Source organism: Methylobacillus arboreus, from assembly GCF_020532725.1.
Classification (GTDB): Bacteria; Pseudomonadota; Gammaproteobacteria; order Burkholderiales; family Methylophilaceae; genus Methylobacillus; species Methylobacillus arboreus.
In genome coordinates this window covers 125,738-141,020 of sequence record NZ_JAJAVC010000006.1, presented here as the reverse complement: position 1 = coordinate 141,020, position 15,283 = coordinate 125,738, and the positions used below count along the sequence as shown (strand labels likewise).

16 protein-coding genes are annotated in these 15,283 nt (G+C 55.6%); 12 read left to right on the top strand and 4 right to left on the bottom strand.

Annotated elements, in window-relative coordinates; translation table 11 throughout:
* Nucleotides 1–9: 9 nt before the first annotated feature.
* Genes LG198_RS06725 through LG198_RS06715 form a run of 3 tightly spaced genes read left to right on the top strand, consistent with a single transcriptional unit; the run spans nucleotide 10 to nucleotide 4,746 of the window.
* Entirely contained in the window at nucleotides 10–1,668 is a 1,659-nt protein-coding gene (locus LG198_RS06725; protein ID WP_230342414.1) for an ATP-binding cassette domain-containing protein, read from the top strand.
* On the top strand, nucleotides 1,658–2,965 hold the full coding sequence (locus LG198_RS06720) for an HlyD family secretion protein (RefSeq protein ID WP_230342413.1): 1,308 nt from the start codon (nucleotides 1,658–1,660) through the stop codon (nucleotides 2,963–2,965). Before LG198_RS06725 ends, LG198_RS06720 begins: the two co-directional genes overlap by 11 nt.
* Before the next feature lie 11 nt (nucleotides 2,966–2,976).
* Nucleotides 2,977–4,746, top strand: coding sequence for a TolC family protein (locus LG198_RS06715; protein ID WP_230342412.1), 1,770 nt, complete (start codon nucleotides 2,977–2,979; stop codon nucleotides 4,744–4,746).
* Between the two features lie 15 nt (nucleotides 4,747–4,761).
* On the opposite strand, the gene ispB is transcribed toward LG198_RS06715, so the two are convergent.
* On the bottom strand, nucleotides 4,762–5,730 hold the full coding sequence (gene ispB, locus LG198_RS06710; protein WP_328485034.1) for an octaprenyl diphosphate synthase: 969 nt from the start codon (nucleotides 5,728–5,730) through the stop codon (nucleotides 4,762–4,764).
* Nucleotides 5,731–5,909: 179 nt separating this feature from the next.
* Between ispB and rplU the strand changes: the two genes are divergently transcribed.
* The 6 genes from rplU to LG198_RS06680 all read left to right on the top strand — a co-directional run bounded on the left by rplU (nucleotide 5,910) and on the right by LG198_RS06680 (nucleotide 10,562).
* The gene (gene rplU / locus LG198_RS06705) at nucleotides 5,910–6,224 is read left to right on the top strand and encodes a 50S ribosomal protein L21 (RefSeq protein ID WP_230342410.1); all 315 of its coding nucleotides are present in this window, start codon (nucleotides 5,910–5,912) and stop codon (nucleotides 6,222–6,224) included.
* A gap of 12 nt (nucleotides 6,225–6,236) precedes the next feature.
* A complete protein-coding gene (gene rpmA / locus LG198_RS06700) occupies nucleotides 6,237–6,494 on the top strand; it encodes a 50S ribosomal protein L27 (RefSeq protein WP_230342409.1) in 258 nt (85 codons plus the stop codon).
* Nucleotides 6,495–6,598: 104 nt separating this feature from the next.
* A complete protein-coding gene (gene cgtA, locus LG198_RS06695; protein ID WP_230342408.1) occupies nucleotides 6,599–7,651 on the top strand; it encodes an Obg family GTPase CgtA in 1,053 nt (350 codons plus the stop codon).
* On the top strand, nucleotides 7,648–8,766 hold the full coding sequence (gene proB, locus LG198_RS06690; RefSeq protein ID WP_230342407.1) for a glutamate 5-kinase: 1,119 nt from the start codon (nucleotides 7,648–7,650) through the stop codon (nucleotides 8,764–8,766). Before cgtA ends, proB begins: the two co-directional genes overlap by 4 nt.
* Nucleotides 8,767–8,775: 9 nt before the next feature.
* Nucleotides 8,776–9,270: a 5-(carboxyamino)imidazole ribonucleotide mutase gene (gene purE / locus LG198_RS06685; RefSeq protein ID WP_230342406.1), complete on the top strand. Its 495-nt coding sequence runs from the start codon at nucleotides 8,776–8,778 to the stop codon at nucleotides 9,268–9,270.
* A gap of 149 nt (nucleotides 9,271–9,419) precedes the next feature.
* Entirely contained in the window at nucleotides 9,420–10,562 is a 1,143-nt protein-coding gene (locus LG198_RS06680) for a 5-(carboxyamino)imidazole ribonucleotide synthase (RefSeq protein WP_328485030.1), read from the top strand.
* Nucleotides 10,563–10,625: 63 nt separating this feature from the next.
* Here the strand turns inward: LG198_RS06680 and LG198_RS06675 are convergent, their stop codons facing one another.
* Complete coding sequence (locus tag LG198_RS06675; RefSeq protein WP_230342405.1) at nucleotides 10,626–11,150, bottom strand: FlgO family outer membrane protein; 525 nt, start codon at nucleotides 11,148–11,150, stop codon at nucleotides 10,626–10,628.
* A 40-nt stretch (nucleotides 11,151–11,190) separates the two neighbouring features.
* Nucleotides 11,191–11,691: a hypothetical protein gene (locus LG198_RS06670; protein ID WP_230342404.1), complete on the bottom strand. Its 501-nt coding sequence runs from the start codon at nucleotides 11,689–11,691 to the stop codon at nucleotides 11,191–11,193.
* Nucleotides 11,692–12,004: 313 nt separating this feature from the next.
* On the opposite strand from LG198_RS06670, the gene LG198_RS06665 reads away from it, so the two are divergent.
* Complete coding sequence (locus LG198_RS06665; protein WP_268866816.1) at nucleotides 12,005–12,244, top strand: helix-turn-helix domain-containing protein; 240 nt, start codon at nucleotides 12,005–12,007, stop codon at nucleotides 12,242–12,244.
* 86 nt (nucleotides 12,245–12,330) lie between these two features.
* Here the strand turns inward: LG198_RS06665 and rpsT are convergent, their stop codons facing one another.
* Nucleotides 12,331–12,594 (bottom strand): 30S ribosomal protein S20, encoded by a 264-nt coding sequence (rpsT, locus tag LG198_RS06660; protein WP_230342402.1) that lies wholly within the window; start codon nucleotides 12,592–12,594, stop codon nucleotides 12,331–12,333.
* 168 nt (nucleotides 12,595–12,762) lie between these two features.
* On the opposite strand from rpsT, the gene murJ reads away from it, so the two are divergent.
* Both murJ and LG198_RS06650 read left to right on the top strand, forming a co-directional pair.
* The gene (murJ, locus tag LG198_RS06655) at nucleotides 12,763–14,304 is read left to right on the top strand and encodes a murein biosynthesis integral membrane protein MurJ (RefSeq protein WP_230342401.1); all 1,542 of its coding nucleotides are present in this window, start codon (nucleotides 12,763–12,765) and stop codon (nucleotides 14,302–14,304) included.
* Between the two features lie 13 nt (nucleotides 14,305–14,317).
* On the top strand, nucleotides 14,318–15,253 hold the full coding sequence (locus LG198_RS06650; RefSeq protein ID WP_230342400.1) for a bifunctional riboflavin kinase/FAD synthetase: 936 nt from the start codon (nucleotides 14,318–14,320) through the stop codon (nucleotides 15,251–15,253).
* The last annotated feature ends 30 nt before the right edge of the window (nucleotides 15,254–15,283 follow it).

The window sequence follows — 15,283 nt, the reverse complement described above, 5'->3', positions numbered from 1 at the left end:
ACAACAATAATGAACAATACAGCGCGGCATAAATTGCTGCCCAGGCAGAGGTTGCTCGACCTTCTCCACCTGGAGCGCAAAGACATATTTCTTATCATCATCTTGATGGGCGGGGTTGGTTTCATCAACCTCGCCATTCCTGTTGCCGTCCAGGCATTGATCAATACCGTCACCATGGGCAGTTTGATCAAGCCGCTCCTCATTATTTCCTTCATGTTGTTTGTATTTCTGTTTCTCGCCGGATTGTTCTATGTGCTGGAGATTTTCATTGCCGAGCTCATCCAGCGCCGGATTTTTCTGCGGATTGCGACAGAAGCGGCAGTCAAGACCCAGGGGGCTGTTTACGATGCGGCGAATGAGGATGACCTGCAGGAGCTGGTGAACCGGTTTTTTGAAGTCACCGCGGTACAGAAGTCGGTGGCGATGCTGCTGACGATCGGCGTGGCGACTGTTTTGCAGGCGGTGGTCGGCAGCATTATCCTGATTTTCTATAGCGTGTATTTCACGATCGTCGTGGCCGTGCTCATCGCGATCATTCTGGTGATTGTCTATGTGGTCGGCCGCAATGCGCCCCTGACCGCCATCGAGGAGTCACATGCCAAGTTTGAGATAGCCGCCTGGCTGGAGACCATTGCCCGCAACCTGCACACCTTCAAGTTTTCTTCCGGCGTCACCCTGGCGCAGGAGCGCACCAGCCAATTGGCTTCTGAGTATCTGAAAAAACGCAGTGCGCATTTTCGTACCCTGATTAAGCAATATTTCGGCGGTGTGCTGATCTATGCCGCAGGGGGGACGGCAATGCTGGCAATTGGCGGCGCACTTGTGATCCAGGGGCAGATCAACCTCGGGCAGTTTGTCGCAGCCGAGTTGATTATCTTTGCGGTACTGGCTTCATTCCTCAGGTTCATCGGCCAGCTTGAATACTATTACGATTTGCTGGCCAGCCTCGACAAGATTGGCTACATCCAGGATCTGCCCCAGGAGAAAATACTTGAGCGCCAGATGGAGATTGAGAGGCCCATCAGGTTGAGTGCGGTCAATCTTGGCTACGATTATCTGCAGCATACGGCATCGCAGTCCGGCATCAGTTTTACATTGCAGCCGGGAGGCAGCCTAGCTGTGCTCGGCGCAACAGGGAGCGGCAAGTCCTCGCTAGCGGCTTTGCTCACGGGACTGAAGCAGCCCGAGAGGGGACATGTCGAGTTCAATGGCATTACGATTGAGCAATTCAACCTCAATTCGCTGCGCAAGCATATTGGTTACGTGAACAAGCTGGAAATCATCGAAGGCAGCATCCTTGAGAATGTGCTGGTGGGGCGGGACGATATCCCGCTTGGAGAACTGACCCGGCTTTTGGATGATCTGGGCCTGATGTTCAGCATCAATCGGCTCAAGGAAGGCCTGAATACCCGACTGTCTGTGACTGGCGTGCCGCTTTCCACTACGCAGGTGGTTCTGCTGATGCTGGCGCGCGGCATCGTTGGCCATCCGGGCTTGCTCATTGTGGACGGCCTGCTGGATTATCTTGACGAGCAGGAGCTCAACCGTGTGCTGCCCCTGCTGCTGGAGTCGCCTGGCTACAGCGTTGTCATCATGACGCGCCATTCCTTGGTTGCGCAGCGTTGCAGTCAAGTGCTTGCCCTGGAGTTGTTTGATCATGGCGCATGATATCATTAAAGCCAAGCCCGAAACCCTGAAGTACATCACCACGCCCAAGCTGGTGAAAACGCTGATGCTGTGGATTGTAGTGCTGTGTTTTGTCGTCCCCGTCCTGATGCTGTTCCTGCCCTGGCAGCAAAATGTGCAGGCCATGGGAGCGGTCACTGCTTTTGCGGCGCTTGAAAGACGCCAAAGCGTGGATGCGCCTGTCGGCGGCGTGATCAAGCAATGGTTTGTGCGCGAAGGGTCACGCGTCAATGCGGGCGACCCCTTGCTCGAAATCAGCGATGTCGATCCCGGTTTCAAGGACAGGCTAGTCGCACAGCGCCAAACCATTGAGACCAAGCTCAAGGCCAAGCGGGATGAGCTGCAGGCTTACGAGGTGCAGTTGCAGAATCTGCTGGCCGTCCGCCAGGCCAGGATATCCGCAGTGGCGTATGGACTTGATGTGGCGCGGCAGAAAGTGATTGCCGCGGCAGAAAATGTGGAATCTGCCCAGGCGACGCTGGATGCTGCGGATTTCCAGGTATCGAGAATGAAGCGCCTGGTGGATGAAGGGCTGGTCTCCCGGCGCGATGTGGAAGTAGCGGACCGTGACCGTACGGTGGCGCTAAGGAGCTTCAACAGTACCAGGGCCGCGCTGGACTCTGCGCGGGCCGAGGAAAAGACGGCAGAAGCCAGCCTGCTTCAGGTCAAGGCCGAAACACAGGCCAATATCGATGCCAGCCGTGCGCTGATCAGCAAGATCAGCTCGGAAGTCGCGGATACGCAAAATGAATTGACCAACCTGGAAATCAGCCTGTCGCGCCAGGAATCGCAACTGGTGAAGGCGCCGCGCGCCGGGACGGTGTTCAGGGTGCCGGTGAATTCCCAGTCGCAGGTCATCAGCCAAGGCCAGCCATTATTGGTGATTATTCCCGAGACTCAGCAGCAGGCGGTGGAGCTGATCGTGGATGGGCTTGATGCTGCGCTGATCCTGCCGGGCAGCAAGGTCCGGCTGGAGTTTGAGGGCTGGCCTGCCTTGCAGGTTTCCGGCTGGCCGAATGTGGCGATCGGCACGTTTGCAGGCCAGGTGGCGTTTGTCGATGCCAGCGATGACGGCACCGGCCGCTTCCGCGTGATGGTGGTGCCGGATGAAAGCGTGCAGCAATGGCCTTCCGAGCGCTTCCTGAGACAGGGAGGTTCCGCCAGGGGATGGATTCTGCTGGAGGAAGTCTCGATTGGCTACGAAATCTGGCGGATATTGAATGGTTTCCCGCCACGTGTCCCGCAGGCAACGGGCAGTAATCATTCCCAAGGCGTTTGACGGTGAGCCGCATGATGTCGAATTCGGTATACAAGCCCTGCTGGCGATGGGTTGCCTGTCTGCTACTGCAGGCTATCTATGCCAGCCAAGTTTCTGCAGAAACCGGCAGCGCCCGGCTTGATCATCCTGCGGCAGTAGGATTGCCTGGTGACGGTATTGACTTGGGCACCATGGGCCGGGGTAACGCGACGACGCTAGACGAAGGATTTGCCGCGTCCCAGCAGAAATACAAATTGTCTTCTCCCAGGAAGTTGCAAATCAACCTGAATAAAGCAGCATTAGCGGAGAATGGCTCAGGCGATGATGTGCTGCCTGCAGGCGAGCAGCATGGGCTCACTATTGCAGATGTCCGGGCCAGGGCATTGCAGAACAATCTATCGCTTAAGGTGGTGCAATTCGATCCGGCGATTGCAGAGAGTGCATTGCGGGCGGAGCGTGCCAAGTTTGACAATATTATTTATGCCAGCTTGCGCCGCAGCCGTGAGAATCTTCCATTGACCAGTGGCGATATCGTGGAACTCAAGTCCGAGGATGCGCAGCTGGACGGGCAGTTGGTCAAGCTGAACAAGGCCGAGCAACAGATCGATTACCTGGATGGCGAGGCCGGCGTGGCCATTCCGCTCAGGACAGGTGGCGTGGTGAGATTGAGCACGCCGTTCGAGCGCAAGCTGACCACGGGCGCGCTGGGTACCGACGAGTACAGGCGCGCCACGCGGTTTTCGATCAGCCAGCCTTTGTTGCGTGATGCCGGTGTCAGGGTGAACGAGGCCAGCATTCGGATTGCAGAGCTGGACCAGCGTGCGGTGGATGCCCAAACCCGCTTGCAATCCATCCGCGTTGTTTCCCTGATAGACAAGGCGTATTGGGATTTGTATGCCGCCTGGGCGGAGCTGGAGGTCCGGCGCCAGCAATATGATCTGGCTGCGCGCAACCTCAACATGGTACGCCGCATGGTGGAGGAAGGCCTGGTGGCCAGCATTGAGGCCAGCCGTGCAGAAATCGGAGTATCGGACCGCGTTGAGGCGCTGATCGTCGCCAAGACCAGGTTGCAACTCAGCCAGCGCCAGTTGCAGTTCCTGCTCAATGACCCGCAATATGCCATGGAAGGCGATGCGTTGATCCGCCCGCAGTCCGAGCCCGTCCTGCTGCATTACGAATTCGATAAGGACAGGCTGGTCGAGTCGGCCATGCAAGGGCGGCTGGAGTTGCTCGAACTGGAATTGAAGCTGGCTGCGGATATCAACAAGATCGAGTACTTGCAGAACCAGACCTTGCCGTTATTCACGCTGGATTATAGTTATGGTGCGTTGTCTGCCGGCAGCAGCAGCCTTTCCAGGGCTTATGACAGCCCGTTCGATAATCGTTTCAATGAGTGGTCTGTCGGCCTGCGTTTCGAGTTGCCGATGACGAACGAGGCGCGCCGCAACCAATTGCAGCAGGCGGTGCAGCAGCGCATGCAGAGGCTGGCGACCAAGGAGCTGCAAACCTTGACGGTTAAGCGCGAGATCCATGATGTCGTTGACCAGGCAGAGCAGCATTGGCAGCGCATCATCGCAGCGCGTCAGCAGGTGATGCTGGCTAGCGTCAATTATGACGCCGAACTCAAGCAGTTCAACGAGGGTCTGCGCAATATGACGGAAGTGCTGGAGATGTTGAGCCGGCTTGGGGAGTCGCAGGTGAAGGAGATACGGGCGATTGTGGATTATCAGGCCGCATTGATCGATATTGCCTACACGACTGGCACGTTGCTGGGCTACGGCCAGGTTGAACTGGGTTCCTAACCCGGTGGAACGGGTTTAGAAACTTCTGGTAACGGCAAACTCGGCCAGTTGCAGCAAGGCCTGCTTGTAGATTGATTCAGGCAGGTGTGCAATCGCGGCGCAACCTATCTCGGCCTCGGCCTTGGCGACTGCACGCACATGTTCCAACGCGCCAGTCGCCTTCACCGCTTCAATCACGGCGGGCAGTTCATCCAGGCCGCCTTGCTCGATTGCATTGCGGATCACCGTGCGCTGCGCCTCTGTGCCATGGCGCATGGCATGCAGCAGCGGCAGTGTGGGCTTGCCTTCGGCAAGGTCGTCGCCCAGGTTCTTGCCAATTTCAGTACTGTCGCCACTCAAGTCGAGCACATCATCAATCAGTTGGAAGGCGGTGCCCAGGCGCATGCCGTATTCAGCCATGGCGATCTCGTCCTTGGTGCCGGCTTGGCATATGATGGCCCCAAGCCGGGTAGCCGCCTCGAACAGCTTGGCAGTCTTGTAGTGGATGACCTTTAGGTAGGCTTCATCCGTGATGTCGGCATCATGCACGTTGAGCAATTGCAGCACTTCGCCTTCGGCAATGGTGTTGGTGGCTTCTGCGAGCACTTCCATGACACGCATGTTCTGCACGTTGACCATCATCTGGAAGGTGCGGGAGTAGACGAAATCGCCGACCAGCACGCTGGCGGCATTGCCGAATAATGTATTGGCTGTGGCCTTGCCGCGGCGCATGGAGGATTCATCCACCACGTCGTCGTGCAGCAGGGTGGAGGTATGGATCAACTCAACCACGGCGGCCAGTTCGTGATGGTGCGGTTCTATGTGTCCAAAAGCGCCGGCCGATAGCAGTACCAGTGCAGGGCGCAATCGCTTGCCGCCGCTGTTAACGATATAATCAGCCACCTGGTTGATCAGGACTACATCGGAATGCAATGATTTCCGGATGACCGCATCGACTTTCTGCATGTCTTCCGCGATACACGATTGGATAAAAGCTAGGGACACGTCTGGCTGCCAAAAATAAGTCTGCCGATTCTAACATAGGCGCCGCTTAATACGGTGTCCTGCGCATGTAAGCGCGTGATGTCGGCATGGATGCATATCTTGCGAATAGCATTTGCTTTCCGGATGATTTTCCGTATAATGCCCGATTCATTTGAATGCGTAGCAAACGAGGCATAACCATGTATGCAGTTATCAAAACTGGTGGCAAACAATATCGCGTAGCCGCTGGTGATAAGCTTAAGGTAGAAAAGTTGGCAGGTGATGTCGGTAGTGAGATCATTATCGATAAGGTATTGTTGGTTTCCGATGGCGAAAATACGACTATCGGTTCTCCGCTGGTGAATGGTGCGAGCGTACAGGCCAAGGTGGTTTCTCACGGCCGTGCTGACAAGGTGCTGATCTTCAAGATGCGTCGCCGTAAGCACTATCGTAAGACTCAAGGCCATCGCCAGAGTTTTACTGAAATCCAGATCGAAAAGATTGCTGCTAAGTAAGGGGTAATATAAATGGCACACAAAAAAGCAGGCGGTAGTTCCCGTAACGGTCGCGACTCACAGGCGCAGCGACTCGGTGTAAAGGCCTTTGGCGATCAGTTTGTTTCCGCTGGCAGCATCATTGTCCGTCAACGCGGCACCAAGATGCACCCGGGTGAAAATGTCGGTATCGGCAAGGATCACACCTTGTTTGCCAAGGTTGATGGCAAGGTGGCTTTCTCGGTAAAAGGCGCATTGCGCCGCAAGCTGGTCAGCATCGTTCCAGCTTAAGTCTGGCATGATTCAGCAAAAGCCCTATCGATGCGATAGGGCTTTTTTATTTCAAGCGGTATTATGGACAGGCGTCCAGCTTATATACAACACAGGCTAATATCATGAAGTTTATCGACGAAGCCACAATCAAGGTCTATGCAGGCGATGGCGGCAATGGTGTTGCCACCTTCCGCCGCGAGAAGTATGAAGCCATGGGTGGCCCCAATGGTGGCGATGGCGGCCGCGGCGGTTCCATCTTCATGATCGCTGACCGTAATATCAATACCTTGGTAGATTATCGCTATACACGCGTATTCCGTGCCAAGCGTGGTGAAAATGGCCGTGGCTCTGACCAGTATGGCGCAGGCGGCGATGACATGGTGCTGCGTGTGCCGGTCGGCACCGTCGTGAGCGACAAGGCAACTGGCCAGGTCTTGGTGGACCTGGCCGAGCATGACCAGAAGGTCATGGTGGCCAAGGGCGGTAATGGCGGCCTTGGCAACATCCATTTCAAGTCCAGTGTCAACCGTGCGCCGCGCCAATGTACCAAGGGTGATGCGGGCGAGGAGTTCGAGCTTTATCTTGAATTGAAGGTGCTGGCCGATGTTGGCCTGCTCGGCATGCCCAACGCTGGCAAGTCCACCTTTATCCGTTCAGTCTCGGCCGCCAAGCCAAAGGTGGCGGATTATCCCTTTACCACCCTGCATCCCAACCTTGGCGTGGTGCGTGTGGATACCAATCGCAGTTTTGTCATTGCCGATGTGCCGGGCCTGATTGAGGGGGCTGCAGAAGGTGCCGGTCTCGGCCATCAGTTCCTGCGCCACCTTGCCCGTACCCGGCTCTTGCTGCATCTTGTGGATATTGCGCCTTTTGATGAGGCGGTGGACCCGGTGCAGGAGGCGCGTGCGATTGTCGCCGAGCTGCAGAAATACGATGAAGCGCTTTATCAGAAGCCGCGCTGGCTGGTGCTCAACAAGGTGGATATGTTGCCGGACAGTGCAGAGAAAGTGGCCGAATTTGTGCGGGCGCTGGGCTGGGAAGGCCGTTATTTTGCCATTTCCGCATTGAGTGGCACAGGTTGCCGCGAGTTGACCTATGCCATCATGGAGCATGTGGAGGCTGTGCATGCCGAAGAAAACCTGGCGCATGACCATCAGGCCGTATCCGGAATATGACCTCCCTGTTGTTGAATGCGAAATGCCTGGTGGTCAAGGTCGGTTCCAGCCTGGTAACCAATGACGGTGCTGGCCTGGACAAAGCCGCCATTGCAGCCTGGGCAGACCAGATTGCCCGCTTGGTTGAAAGCGGCAGGCAAGTGGTGCTGGTGTCCAGCGGCGCGGTCGCGGAAGGCATGCAGCGGCTGGGCTGGAAAAAGCGCCCGGTAGCGATTAATGAATTGCAGGCGGCAGCGGCGGTCGGGCAAATGGGGCTGGTGCAAATGTACGAAACCTGCTTTGCGTCGCACGGCCTGCATACTGCCCAAATCCTGCTGACGCATGCAGACCTGGCTGACAGGAAGCGCTATCTCAATGCGCGCACTACCTTGCGCAGCTTGCTTGATCTTGGGGTCATTCCCGTGATCAATGAAAACGATACCGTAGTGACGGACGAAATCCGCTTCGGTGACAATGACACTTTGGGCTCGTTGGTGGCCAACCTGATCGAAGCGGACGCGCTCGTGATCCTGACCGACCAGCCAGGCTTGTATTCTGCTGACCCGCGCAAGCATCCTGATGCCGTGTTCGTCCAGCATGAAACTGCTGGAAATCCTGCGCTGGAAAAGATGGCAGGGGGTGCAGGTTCCTTGATCGGTAGCGGCGGCATGCTGACCAAGGTGTTGGCGGCCAAACGCGCAGCGCGTAGTGGCGCCCATACCATTATTGCCTCGGGACGGGAGCCGGATGTGTTGGTCAGGCTGGCGCAGGGCGAGCCGATTGGCACGCACCTGAAGGCGGGCCAGGTCAAAACGCTGGCACGCAAGCAATGGCTTGCGGATCATTTGCGCCTGGCAGGCAAGGTGGTGCTGGACGATGGCGCGAGCAAGGCCTTGCTTGAAGGCGGAAGAAGCCTGTTGCCGATTGGTGTTGTTGCGGTAGAGGGCAGTTTCGAGCGCGGTGAGCTTGTCGCGTGCGTGAATGCCGCGGGCAAGGAGGTTGCACGTGGGCTGGTGAACTATAGCGCCCTGGAAACCGCCCGCATCCTGCGCAGGCCAAGTAACGAAATTGAACGTATTCTGGGTTATGTTGATGAGCTTGAGCTGATTCATCGCGATAACCTGATTCTGGTGTAAGGGGAAATCATGTCCAAACCGTTAGTTGGCATCATCATGGGCTCGGATAGCGACTGGCCTGTCATGCGTGCAGCGGCCCAGATACTGGCCGACCTGGGTGTTGCCTATGAGGCGCGTGTGGTATCGGCGCACCGCACGCCAGACCTGATGTTCGAGTTTGCCGAGCAAGCTGCCGAACGTGGCGTGCGCGTTATTATTGCTGGTGCCGGCGGTGCCGCGCACCTGCCGGGGATGGTGGCCGCCAAGACAACATTGCCGGTGCTGGGCGTGCCTGTGCCATCCCGCCACTTGCAGGGGCAGGATTCATTGCTGTCGATTGTGCAAATGCCCAAGGGCATCCCGGTGGCGACATTTGCGATTGGCGAGGCTGGTGCCGCCAATGCGGGTTTGTTTGCTGCTGCAATCCTGGCAGGCACGGATGCGGCGCTGGCGCAAAAGCTGGCGGATTTCCGGGCTGCGCAGGCCGTACGCGTCCTGGACATGTCGCTGCCTGACCAGCCTTAGAACTGTTAACAAAATCCTTCTGTCGTTGTTGCTCTGCCTTGTCGTACTAGTTGTACTGCCTGCGGCAGAGCGCCTAGACAGAATCGTTTCGCTGAATTTTGTTAGCAGCTCTTAATCCAATGCTGAATATCAAGTTTTAAGGAGTCTGCGTGAGTAGTACAAAAACCATATTGCCTCCAGCCATGCTGGGGATGCTGGGCGGCGGTCAACTGGGCCGTTTTTTCGTCATTGCCGCCCATGAAATGGGCTACAAGGTTGCGGTGCTTGATCCTGACCGCAACAGCCCTGCGGGCAAGATTGCGGATGTTCATCTGTGCGCGGCCTATGATGATGAGTCGGCATTGCAATCGCTGGCTGAGCAATGCGCGGCAATTACCACTGAATTTGAAAATGTGCCGGCCTCTACATTGGAGTTCCTGGCGCAGCACCGCAGGGTGCGTCCTGCTGCGTCCTCGGTGGCGATTGCGCAGAACCGTGTGGCAGAAAAGAATTTTTTCCGTGATTCCGGCCTGCCGGTGGCGCCTTATGCGGTCATTGAACAAGCGGCGGATATTCCTGGTGAAGAAAGCGGGTTATATCCTGCTATCCTCAAGGTTGCGCGTTTTGGCTATGATGGCAAAGGCCAGGCGCGTGTAGCAACGCCGGAGGAAGCGCGTGCCGCATTTGAAAAGTTCGGGGCGGAAATCTGCGTGCTTGAGCGCAGGCTCAAGCTGGATTATGAAGTCTCCGTGGTGCTGGCGCGCGATGCCGATGGCAATGTAGCTGCGTTCCCGGTAGCGGAGAACAGCCACTTGAATGGCATCCTGGATGTCAGCATCGTGCCGGCCCGGAGTGATCAGGCGATTCGTGACCAGGCACGCCAACTGGCGATTGAGGTGGCCACCAAGCTTGATTACAACGGTGTGCTGGGCGTGGAGTTCTTCGTCAGCGACGGGCAGTTGCTGGTCAATGAAATGGCGCCTCGTCCGCATAATTCCGGCCATTACACGATAGATGCCTGCGTGACGGACCAGTTTGAGCAGCAAGTGCGTGTTCTTGCCGGGTTGCCGCTGGGAGATGCGCGGCTGCACAGCAATGCCGTGATGGTGAATATTCTCGGCGATATCTGGAAGGGTGGCGACCCGGCATGGGATAGGGCGTTTGCCAGTCCGGGATTGAAGATGCACCTGTATGGCAAGCATGAAGCCAGGGCAGGCCGCAAGATGGGGCATTTCACAGTGATTGACGAAGATTTAGAGCAGGCGCTTGAAGAGGCCTTGAAGGTGAGCCAGGAATTAGGCATTGGCGAGTGATGGGATAGGGATGAACCAGAAAGCCAGGTAGTTGCCTGGCTTTTTACTCTCTGGAGAACTGCGTTATTTGCGGATGGTTCTGGTCATGCTTCTCAAGTTGCTGTCCATCGGAAAAGCATAATCATGGACGGCCAGTACAACATTGGTGCTGGGCTGTATGACCTTGAGGTTGACGAATACGGCATCACTGCTCAATGCATAGGTGCCGGCAATCACGGCCTGGGCATTATGGTTCTTCGCCACATCCTTGATTTCTCGGGTAAGCAGCAGTTCGCCTTGGTCTTGCTTCATATACACGTAATCGCGAAACTTCATTTCAATCATGCTGTAGCCAGCCTGGGAAAAGCGTGATGAAATCTGCTCGGATGCCAGCCTGCCGAAGGTGGATGAACTGGAAAGCTCATCAATGTTGACCAGAGTGGCAATGATCATTGGCTGTGCGGGATTGATCTTGCCATTGAGCTGTTGTGCAAGGGCATCGGCAGCTTTGTAATTGTTCTCAATGAACGGATTGTTGGCGGCTGTGGCATAGTTGATCTTGGCATTGATGCTGGATTCTGTTGGAACACTTGCGCATGCTGCCAGCATGAGTACTGTCGCTATTACGCATGAGTATCTCGTTATCATTTTAGTTGCTTCCCCGCACGTTGAAACTTGCATTTCTTATGGCTTGATACAGCCATTGATCGGAGTCGGCGACATAGTAGGTGGCGCGTGAAACAGCCAGGTAGCGGCTATTGTCACTTACGGCAGCATTGATGATGATCTCTGTTTGTGGAGTGGCGCCTGATGCCTTGTCCGAGTTGATGTATGTCAGTGCCTCGGTCCCGCTGATCAGGCCAGTGGCGACACCTGCAGCGGAAATCGAACTGTTGAGTTCACTCAGTGTCCATACGCCTGCAGCCAGGGCTGTTGGGATGCCTACAGTGCGTGCTTGCAAACGCTTGGCGGAGAATTGCAACACTTGCGTATCGACTTCAACATTGATGGCAGCTTCCCGGGTCTTGATGACGGTATAACCGTTATTCACCAGAGAAGCGATCAATTCAGCAATCACGGCTTGGTTGAACGGGGAGTCTTCGCTTGCCGAAACATACAATGCCTGCTCCTTGCTGACCTTGTTACCCATTTGTGTTTGCAATCTTTGTGACAAGTCCTGGGTGACTAACCCCCAGTGTGCCGCAGCTTGAAGCTTTTCTTGCGAAGATGTTGGAAAGTTTTTGGCAATGGGTGCTTCGCCGTGTGGCGTAATGCAACCGGCAAGTGTCATGGTGAAAAGAAGAATTATTGCCTTGGTTCTTGGCATATCAATTGATCCCCCGGAAATAAAATTAGGTGAATGATTTATATAGAGAAATGATTGATTTTTATTAAGCGGTTTTGTATTTTTTGTAGAGTATACTCCGTGGACTGTCAGTCTGCAATGCAGGAGCCTAGCGCTCATGCAGAGCCAGTTCAACCAAACTTGTCGCCGTTTAGGAAGCCGCTTGGTGCAGTTACGCAAACGCATGGGAATATCCCAGGAGGAGTTGGCTTACCGGGCGGAGGTGGATCGGACGTATATTTCCCAGATGGAGCGCGGAGTGTGTAATCCATCCCTGTTGGTGCTGGTCAAGGTTGCTGCTGTGCTAGGGGTGACGCTGGTGGATTGTTTTCAGGGAGTGGACAAGCAGGGGGAGTGATGTTTCGTGTCTCGCCTGACGATGAATTGGCAATAAAAAAGCCGGGATATCCCGGCTCTTTATTTCACACAAGAAGGCGTACTCGATTAGGCCAGTGCCTTGATTGCTGCGCTGAGGCGGCTCTTGTGGCGAGCAGCCTTGTTCTTGTGAATGATTTTCTTGTCTGTAATGCGGTCGATCACGCTTACGTTCTCGTTAAACACGCTTTGAGCTGCAGTCTTGTCACCGGCTTCTACCGCTTTAATGATCTTCTTGATCGCGGTACGCAGAGCCGAGCGCAAACTTGCATTGTGGGCGCGTTGCTTGACTGCCTGACGTGCACGCTTTCTCGCCTGTGCGCTATTAGCCATAGATATTTCCTAAATAAGTTAACAAAATACGAAGCCAAGCATAATAACCAAATTCAAAACCAAAAGCAAGAAGCAAGTCAATTGTTCCATGAGCTGTTGTCATGGCATGATAAAATCGCTTTCTGATCAGTCCCTGATATCTTTATACCCCATGATGATGCGTGTGCAATGAATCTGTTGAAAGCGTTAGCTGCTGTCGGGAGCATGACTTTTATTTCCCGGGTCCTGGGGTTTGTGAGGGACACATTGATCGCTCGGGTGTTTGGCGCCGGTATTTATACCGATGCTTTCTTTGTTGCCTTCAAGATCCCCAACCTGTTGCGGCGCCTGTTTGCCGAAGGGGCCTTTTCGCAGGCATTCGTGCCGGTGCTGGCCGAATACAAGAACCGGCGCGGGCCTGAGGCAACGCAGGATCTTATTAGCAATGTAGCGACTTTTCTTGGGGTGGTGCTGATGGCTGTTACCATCATCGGCATGCTGGCAGCCCCGGTGATTGCCTATGTCAGTGCACCGGGCTGGGCGCATAGCGAGCCTGAGACCTTTGCGCTGACGGTCGACATGCTGCGCATCATCTTCCCTTATATCCTGCTTATTTCACTGGTGTCGCTGGCCGGCGGGGTGCTCAACACCTATAGCAAATTCTCCGTGCCTGCATTTACCCCGGTTTGGCTGAATATTGCCTTCATCATCGCGGCGTTGTGCTTCGCGCCATATTTTGATCCCCCGATCATGGTGCTGGCCTGGGCAGTGTTTGCCGGTGGTTTGCTGCAACTGGGCTTTCAACTGCCATTCCTGCGCAGGATCGGCATGCTGCCGAAGTTGCGCTTTGATTTCCATGATGAAGGCGTCTGGCGTATTTTGCGCCTGATGGGGCCGGCGGTTTTCGGCGTCTCGATTGCCCAGCTTTCATTGCTCATCAACACGATTTTCGCCTCTTTCCTTGAAAGCGGCAGTGTTTCCTGGCTTTACTATGCAGACCGCTTGATGGAGTTCCCCACGGGGTTGCTCGGTGTGGCCTTGGGGACCATCTTGTTGCCCAGCCTGGCTAAGAGCGTGGCGGACAAGGCTGAGCATGAATATTCTGCCCTGCTGGACTGGGGCCTGCGCCTGACGTTGATCCTCGCATTGCCTGCGGCAGTGGCGCTGGCCGTGTTATCGGTGCCGTTGGTGACTTCGCTGTTCCACTACGGCGCTTTCACTGAGCACGATGTCTGGATGACGCGCCAGGCATTGGTGGCTTATAGCCTTGGCTTGCTTGGCCTGATTCTGGTCAAGGTGTTGGCGCCTGCGTTTTATGCACGGCAAAATATCAAGACGCCGGTCAAGATCGCTGTGGCAACGCTGATCGCGACGCAATTCATGAACCTGGCATTTGTCGGCATTTTCCAGCACGCGGGCCTGGCGTTGGCGATAGGCCTGGGGGCCTGTATCAATGCCAGCTTGCTCTATTACCATTTACGCAAGAACGGCACTTATCAGCCGCAGCCCGGTTGGCTGGGTTTTATTGCGCGCGTCGTTGTGGCCTTGCTGGCGATGGCTGCGGCACTTTGGTTCGGGGCGGGTGATAGCGCCGATTGGCTGCAGGCGACGTTGTGGAGCAAGCTGTTACATCTGCTTGGACTTGTAGTCTTGGGCATTGCAGTATATTTTGCCGGCTTGTGGCTCATGGGGGTACGCATTCGGGATTTCATCAAGCGCAGTGCGAGCTGAGGGACGGAGCGTTATGCAGATATTTCGCCATTTTCACCAGGCCGCCAATCACCCGCTTGCGGTAGCCATCGGTAATTTCGACGGCGTGCATCTGGGGCACCAGGCGTTGTTGCAGCGCCTGATCGAAGTCGCGGCTACACAAGGCCTGAAATCTGCCGTGATGACGTTTGAGCCGCATCCTCGGGAGTTTTTTGCGCCTGAGCGGGCGCCGACCCGCCTGACTTCCTTGCGCGAGAAACTGGAATTGTTTGCAGAGGCCGGCGTGGATTATGTCTATGTCTGTCATTTCAATCGCCGTTTTGCAGCCATCACGGTAGAAGCGTTTATGCAGGATATCCTGCGCAATGCCCTGGATGCGCGCGCCATCCTCGTCGGCGAGGATTTCCGCTTCGGGGCTGGGCGCCAGGGCGGGATGGAGGATTTCGTCACGGCCGGTTTTAATCTACAAAGCCAGCCCCAGGTAAACCTTGATGGCGAGCGTGTCTCCAGTACGGCGATCCGCGAAGCGCTGGCACAGGGGCGATTGGTCGAGGCGGCGAGGTTGCTGGGCCGCCCATACAGCATCAGCGGCAAGGTGGTGCATGGGGATAAGCTGGCGCGTGAGCTGGGCTATCCTACGGCCAATATCCATATGCTGCATGACAGGCCGCCGCTTTTTGGCATCTATGCGGTAAAATTGGAAGGTTTGGCCGAGAGTGCCGATGGCGCTGATTGGCCCGGCGTTGCCAGCCTTGGTGTGCGTCCCACCGTCAAGCATAATGGCAAGCCGACGCTGGAAGTGCACTTGTTTGATTTCAATGGCGATATCTATGGTCGGCATGTGCGTGTGAAGTTCATGCACAAGATTCGCGATGAAATGAAATTCGACAGCCTGGATACCTTGAAATACTGGATAGCCAGGGATGCAGACATGGCGCGGGATTATTTTCGCGCGGATTCTGATTTTTGAAGCCTGATTTTGAAGATTGATTGAAACTAG